Origin of the sequence: Vibrio sp. 1727 (genome assembly GCF_033344415.1) — a bacterium.
Classification (GTDB): Bacteria; Pseudomonadota; Gammaproteobacteria; order Enterobacterales; family Vibrionaceae; genus Vibrio; species Vibrio alginolyticus.
In genome coordinates this window covers 1-589 of record NZ_JAWPOT010000465.1, presented here as the reverse complement: position 1 = coordinate 589, position 589 = coordinate 1, and the positions used below count along the sequence as shown (strand labels likewise).

Below are 589 nucleotides of genomic sequence, written 5' to 3'. Positions count from 1 at the left end.
TTGACCCCAAACTCAACCTTGAATCTGGGGCCTGTAGCTTGAGTGATGTGCCTCGAAAATTGACACAAAGCAGTGACTTGTGCCTTCCAAATTAGTAAGAAATAATTTTATTGATAGTGAGCTGAGCTTGCTCCAAATAATGCCCACCGAACAAATTACAAGGATTGAGGATGTGATAGAGGTTGTAGATGTCTTTTCGTTCATGATAGTTAGGCAGCAATGGCATCACCGATTCATACCCTTGATAGAACTCAGGTTGGAACCCTCCAAACAATTCAGTCATCGCGATATCGCATTCTCGGTCCCCCCAATAGCATGCAGGATCGAAACAAATCGGGCCAAACGCGGTGAGAGCGGCATTACCATTCCATAAATCACCATGTAGAAGAGACGGTTCTGGCGTGTGGTTCGCAAGAAGCTGTTTTACAACGTCAATAAAGTCGTCGATATCAACTAGCGTCACGCCTTTCTCTTTTAATAACTGCAGTTGCCAACCAATACGTTGCTCAGCGAAGAACATGCACCATTTTTTGTGCCATTGATTCGGCTGCAGGGTGGAACCGAGATAATTGTCGGTATCGAAACCAAA

1 protein-coding gene is annotated in these 589 nt (G+C 44.7%); it reads right to left on the bottom strand.

The genetic code is table 11. The features are described from left to right. Positions 1 to 91: 91 nt before the first annotated feature. The coding region (locus R8O10_RS26380) for a fructosamine kinase family protein (protein WP_318192120.1) at positions 92 to 589 on the bottom strand (498 nt) is incomplete at its 5' end.